This is a genomic window from Legionella lytica, from assembly GCF_023921225.1.
Lineage (GTDB): Bacteria > Pseudomonadota > Gammaproteobacteria > Legionellales > Legionellaceae > Legionella > Legionella lytica.
In genome coordinates this window covers 311,498-317,500 of the sequence record NZ_CP071527.1, presented here as the reverse complement: position 1 = coordinate 317,500, position 6,003 = coordinate 311,498, and the positions used below count along the sequence as shown (strand labels likewise).

Below are 6,003 nucleotides of genomic sequence, written 5' to 3'. Positions count from 1 at the left end.
TCCGAAGCACTTGGTGACTCACTTAATGGAATTATTATATTTTGTAAGTGATAAGTAAGGTTCGTACGATCAACAGGAAGATCACCTTCGGTTTTTAAAAACTGCTCTACCTGCTCATTGGTAATGCGTACTTCACGACCAACAGCTTTTTGCTGCAAGTTAGACAAAATCATTTCTTTACGAATACTCTCGCGGTATTCATTCCATCCCATGCCTTGGCGTGTTATTTCTTCACGCAATTGCACCATAGTCGCATGATTTGCTGAAGCAATTCGTTCAATGGCTTGGTTCAACTCAGTATCATCAACAGTAATCCCATTTTGTTTTGCCATTTGCATTTGCAAATCGACATCAATTAAATGTTGTAATACTTGTTTACGAAGTACGTTATCTGGAGGAAGTTGCATTCTTTGTGCAAGTAGCTGTTTTTTAGTTAAAGACACTTGCTTGTCCAACTCACTTGAAGTGATCACTCCATTATTTACGACAGCAACGACCTTATCTAAGAATTGCGTTGCCTGACTTGTACTTACTGCTGCAAACAGCATACAAACAAGCGCTATTTTTTTACACATACAAAAATCCTTCCTTATTTAACCTTTTCCGAGCAGTTTGTATGCGTTCCCTGCTGAAACTCGAAAATATTAAAATTATCGTCACACTAAGTTATTTTTAATCAAAATACAAGCAGCCCTGCCTAATTTTTTACCATTACCGACGGAATGGATCATTATACCCTGGAATATAAGTATTTAAGATCCTACTTGGATCACTTGTAGCCACTGATCCTAAGCCTTTTAATAGTATTTGCAAGTACACATTGTTGTTGTACTGTGGTTTATACAATTCATTTAAATTTTTAAATGTCCGCCCACCTAAAATACGCACGGCCCAACAACAACTATCATACTGCATACCTAATAAAGACATCATACTGTAATCTTTACTAATATTGTGGCTATACGCTCCTATAGTGCTCCACTTTGCATTTAAAGGCAAAGAAAATGCAACCAGGGCCTGATGTAATGCATTATCACTTTTGGCATTATTCCTTACCGAGGTGACATCCGCATTAACGAGGTAGGTGTAACCAAAATTAACAATAGCATTCGGTGCGGGTTGATAATGCAGGTTTAAATCGCCGTTATTCGTAGCCGAAGTAGCAGGATCCCAAACATAATCTCCAGTGATGCTCCAAACAGGATTAAAATGGTAAACCGCTCGCGAGGCAATTGGGGAAGTTTCCGCAAACGGAGACAGCTGCCCTATTTCTAAAGGATTAGCAATACAAGGTCCCGTCAAACTTCGGCATAATTGCACCTTTCTATCTGTAAAATATTTAATTTGACCCACAGAAAAATTAGCACGCTCAAAGCCTGTTTCCTCAGATAACCAGCGTGTAGTCACGGCATAAGATAATTGATTCGCATCACCAATACGGTCAAAGCCAGAAAAGCGATTTGTTCTAAACAATTGGTCCACATTAAAGATCATGTTGGCCGTATCATATATAGGAATGGCACTTTGATCTTGATAAGGCACATATAAATAATACAAGCTGGGCTCTAATGTTTGCGTATAGCCACTGCCAAACCAGTTAAAATTGCGCTCAAAAAACAATCCTCCGCGAACATCATAACGCGGTATAAAACGATTGTAATCTGTGTGTTTAGGTCCCGAGTTATTGCTTACCTCATAATAGTTTTCTACAAACTCTACAGAAGGCGTAATGTATCCCCAGGCTTTACGCTGCGGTAAAATAAGAACCGGATTGAAATGCAATCTTGGACCGCGAGGCACACCTATTTGAGCCCCTTCCCATTTCGTTCCAGGCCAGAAGAATTGGTCATATTGCCCGACAATGTTTAAATTCGCATGTGCTGGTAAATCATAATAATAACCGCGGGCCGCAATTTGCGGTAACCGTTCATACTGATCAGCAATGGGTGTCTCATTAACTGGATGCAAAGTTTGATAACTTTGTGCCATGCCTCTAAAAACCCAATTTTCAGTGGTATAGGTCAAATCCGCTTGACGCAATAATTGTCTTTGCGTAATAAAGGCCAAATTGGTACTGAAATCTTGGAGATAATAATCATCCGAAACTTGTTGCACATTTGCATTAAAATTCAGGTTTGGAGCTAACTGGGTTGATTCTAATACCCCCAGAGACCAACGATTCGTTGAGTTATGCTTTAACCGAGGGAACTCCCATTCATGATCATGCAAAAAGTTCCGAAAAGCCGCATCTTGAGGTAAAAAAGTACCGCTAATAATCCCCCTACTCTTTTGCGTCAAATACCGGTAATCAGCTCCCAGCATTACCCCACGCTCAGTATATAAATGCGGAGTTAAGGTCAAATCATAGTTTGGAGCTATGTTCCAATAATAAGGTACACCCAAATCAAAACCACCGACATTAGTGTATCCTGCAACCGGCATGAGGAAGCCTGATTTACGCTCCTTACTGGTTGGGAAGCTTAAATAAGGAATATAAAATACTGGCCATTCGCGAATGCGTAATTTTACATTGCGCGCCACACCAACTTGTTTCTTATCGTCAATTTTTATTGATTTAGCTTCCAGCATCCACGCTTTATCCTGAGGCGCGCAGGTAGTGTAGGTTGCCTGGTTTAATAAATAATCAGAATTAGCCAAACGCTGCATTAAACTCGCCCGCCCCCAGGCAGGCAATATCGCATGACCTTTGTTGGTATTAAAACGATAGATGACATCCTCAGTTTGCCCTGATTTATCTTGCGGGTTAATACTCGCTTTACGCGCGATCATTAACTTATCCGGTTCTAAATAATGTACATCACCTAAAAATTCTATGCGTGTGATTTGGTTCGTTTTGGCATCTCGATACACATGTGCTGTTTCTGCGTTCACCACACGCTGTGTTTGGCGAATTTCTACATTCCCAGATAAAGTCGAGGGCTTATCTTGGAAAAACGATACCCGATCCGCCATGATGCGTAACTCATCGGGTGAAGCAAGAGGCGCTACCGTAATTGATCGATAAGAACCGAGACAGACTGGCGAGCTGCGGTCGTTTTGCCAGCCTAAACATTGGGCTAATTTGCTTCTTACTGCGTTGGTTAAATCCACATCACGTGCGACCACACAGGCTTGTACAGGTTCATAGGTAATGGCGTCCGCATGGGCCAAAGAGTGATGAATCACCATAAGCGTCGTCAGAGTGACTGTACCTCCTGCCATCAAGAACCATTTAACTGAAATCTTGTTCACAAGTAATAAAATGCCTTATTATGCACACAAAAACTATATACTGCGTGCTAACACAGTTAAAAATCAAGTAACAATTCGCTCAAAGAGCAGGTGAATCGTTACATGCCAAAAATAACGTCGGGAAGTATACCATGCATGAAAGAGAAAACGCACTGAAAGAGTGGCTTACGCAAGTGCTTGAACAACAAGATTTTGTTTTAACCCCTTTAGCTGGCGATGCTAGTTTTAGACGCTATTTTCGCGTACTTCATAATGGGTTGACCCAGGTAGTTATGGACGCACCTCCCGGCAAAGAAGATTTACATCCATTCATGCATGTTGCGCAAACCTTAGAGCAAGCAGGAGTATGTACCCCGAAAATTATTGCTAGTGATACACAACAAGGCTTTTTATTATTGAGTGATTTGGGCGATCAATTACTTTTAAATGCGCTTAATCCAGCAACCGTTCATCATTATTATCATCAAGCGATACAAACCCTGTTTAAAATTCAAACCTGTTCGATTCATGATCCTCTGCTTGCGCCATTTGATTATCACTTCATGGTTAAAGAAATGAACCTCTGTCCTGAATGGTTTCTCAACGCCTATCTTTCCCTAACACTTAGTGAGGCAGAAACAGCGCTAGTACAGAGCTCAATCAACTGGATTGCGTCTGAAGTTGCAAAACAACCGTTAACATTTATTCACCGCGATTATCATTCGCGTAATTTAATGTTGGTACCCAATGGCTCTGAAACTCAATTAGGTGTTATTGATTTTCAAGATGCCATGCGCGGCCCGTTTACTTATGATTTAGTTTCATTACTAAAAGACTGCTATATTTCTTGGCCTCGTGCTCAAGTTCTTGAATGGGTGGAACTGTTTTATAAACAAAATGCCTTGGCCAGCCAATATTCTCTTGCTGAATTTATTCGTGCTTTTGACTTATGTGGATTACAAAGGCATTTAAAAGTATTAGGCGTATTCTCCCGTCTACATCTACGTGATAACAAACCCGGTTATTTAAAAGATCTGCCCCTCACTTTGAAGTATGTTCTTGAATGCACGGAAATTTACCCCGAGCTTCATCCCTTGCTGAATTTTTTACAAATGAGGCTTTATTTGCCATGAATACTGCCATGATACTCGCTGCTGGACGTGGGGAGCGCCTAAAACCATTAACCGAGATTCAGCCCAAAGCTTTATGCGTAGTCAAAGGCAAGCCCTTAATTGAGCACCATGTCATCAATCTAGCCAAGGCTGGCTATGAAAGAATAGTAATTAATCATGCCTATCTTGGTGGGAAAATTCGTCAGTATTTAGGGAATGGTGAACGTTGGGGGATTCAAATTATTTACTCCGCCGAACCACCGGGAGGATTAGAAACTGGTGGCGGTATTGTTAATGCCTTACCGTTATTGGGTGAGCAACCATTTATTACCGTAAATGCAGATATTTATACTGACTTTGATTTTAGCTTATTGCAAGCTCCGGAGCCCAACTCCATTCATGTCATATTGGTTAATAAAAACCCTGCTTTAAAGCATCATGGAGATTTTGGGCTGATTAATCAACAGCAATTAACTAATGCAAACCCGGAATATACTCTTGCAGGCATTTGTTGTTATCACCCGTTAGTGTTTTCAGGATGTAAGCAAGGTCGGTATTCCGTTGCTCCGTTGATTAGGCATTATGCGGATCTAGCTAAGGCAACAGCTAGTGTTTATGGTGGGCTTTGGTTTGATATTGGTTCGTTGGAACGCTTGAATGCGGCGAATAGTATTTAATGTTTGTGTACGTAGGAAAACATTGATTATGCAGCGCTGCATCAAGACTAGGGTTTTCGGTGATCAGGCTTGGTTGCCGTTTAAAGAGCTCCTGGTTGCAAGCAACCAGGCTACCTATGTTTATGTGTGCGATTAGTGAGCTGAAACGCCAGGGCCAGTATCAGCTTCTGGTCCTTCTAAACCTTCCTCTGCATTCACTTTAGCAACAACCTCAACTGCATGTTCAGCATCTTTTGCAACCTCCGCCGCTTTTTCTTCTCCAGGATAGTTACGCTCTCTGGTTTGAATAGTTATTCCTTTATTAGCCATATAATCTTTTAAACCACCTTCGTCCATCAACTTTTGAATCTCATCCTGACTGATCCTTGTACTTTCGTTTTGCACCTTGTCATCGATATGGTAAATAAAACCACCTTTGATTACATGATCTTTTGATGCCAACCATGCATTAAAAACTTTATCAAGAGTACCTACTGTCTCAGGAGGTACTGCGCCATCACTGGAGGAATAACCACGAACATAGTGCCCACCAGCACTAACGGCATAATCGACCTTGATGTCGGATACCTTGCCTGCCATCTCTCTCACAGCAGCGTCAGCAAGATTATTCTGCATATTTTTCAAGTCTGAAGTTTCTAATTGCTGACCAGACCAGGGTTGGCCATTTACAGTCAACTTAAAGCGGACATAATCAGCAAACTTATCTACTGCAGCAATAATGTTTTCTTTTAATTCTGGATTCTTACTTAGAAACTTAGATTTAGTTGCTAAATCTCTCACACGCGAAGCAAGATACTCTGCGCCGTCAATTGTAGTTCCTGCCGTTTCCATTGCAGACTTAACTTCTTGAGTAGTTGGAAATCTGTTGCCAGCCATAATTCGAATCTCACATTGAATTGATTAACGCATGCCCTAATTATAGCAAATTAGATGTCAACAAATTGACATCTAATTTTGCATTTGGTGTTAAGCGTTTGTAAAAA

General features: G+C 40.9%; 5 protein-coding genes (1 of these 5 running past the window's edge). 2 read left to right on the top strand and 3 right to left on the bottom strand.

Annotation, left to right across the window (positions count from 1 at the left end; all coding sequences use genetic code 11):
• A protein-coding gene (locus J2N86_RS01285) for a peptidylprolyl isomerase (RefSeq protein ID WP_252580406.1) crosses the window boundary here: on the bottom strand, positions 1–575 show its 5' portion. Its footprint begins 724 nt before the window's first position; only the first 575 of its 1,299 coding nucleotides appear in the window; its start codon is at positions 573–575; its stop codon lies beyond the left edge, outside the window.
• A 136-nt stretch (positions 576–711) separates the two neighbouring features.
• Positions 712–3,222 (bottom strand): LPS-assembly protein LptD, encoded by a 2,511-nt coding sequence (locus tag J2N86_RS01280; protein ID WP_252582304.1) that lies wholly within the window; start codon positions 3,220–3,222, stop codon positions 712–714.
• Between the two features lie 161 nt (positions 3,223–3,383).
• On the opposite strand from J2N86_RS01280, the gene J2N86_RS01275 reads away from it, so the two are divergent.
• Positions 3,384–4,364: an aminoglycoside phosphotransferase family protein gene (locus tag J2N86_RS01275; protein WP_252580404.1), complete on the top strand. Its 981-nt coding sequence runs from the start codon at positions 3,384–3,386 to the stop codon at positions 4,362–4,364.
• Entirely contained in the window at positions 4,361–5,020 is a 660-nt protein-coding gene (locus J2N86_RS01270) for a nucleotidyltransferase family protein (protein WP_252580402.1), read from the top strand. The genes J2N86_RS01275 and J2N86_RS01270 overlap by 4 nt, the downstream gene beginning before the upstream one ends.
• Positions 5,021–5,152: 132 nt before the next feature.
• On the opposite strand, the gene J2N86_RS01265 is transcribed toward J2N86_RS01270, so the two are convergent.
• Complete coding sequence (locus tag J2N86_RS01265; protein ID WP_252580400.1) at positions 5,153–5,896, bottom strand: hypothetical protein; 744 nt, start codon at positions 5,894–5,896, stop codon at positions 5,153–5,155.
• Positions 5,897–6,003: the final 107 nt, after the last annotated feature.

Bases quoted from the DNA above. Each gene is read 5' to 3' on its own strand.
- J2N86_RS01280 (WP_252582304.1), bottom strand. From the start codon at position 3,222: ATGGCAGGAGGTACAGTCACTCTGACGACGCTTATGGTGATTCATCAC.
- J2N86_RS01265 (WP_252580400.1), bottom strand. From the start codon at position 5,896: ATGGCTGGCAACAGATTTCCAACTACTCAAGAAGTTAAGTCTGCAATG.
- J2N86_RS01275 (WP_252580404.1), top strand. From the start codon at position 3,384: ATGCATGAAAGAGAAAACGCACTGAAAGAGTGGCTTACGCAAGTGCTT.
- J2N86_RS01270 (WP_252580402.1), top strand. From the start codon at position 4,361: ATGAATACTGCCATGATACTCGCTGCTGGACGTGGGGAGCGCCTAAAA.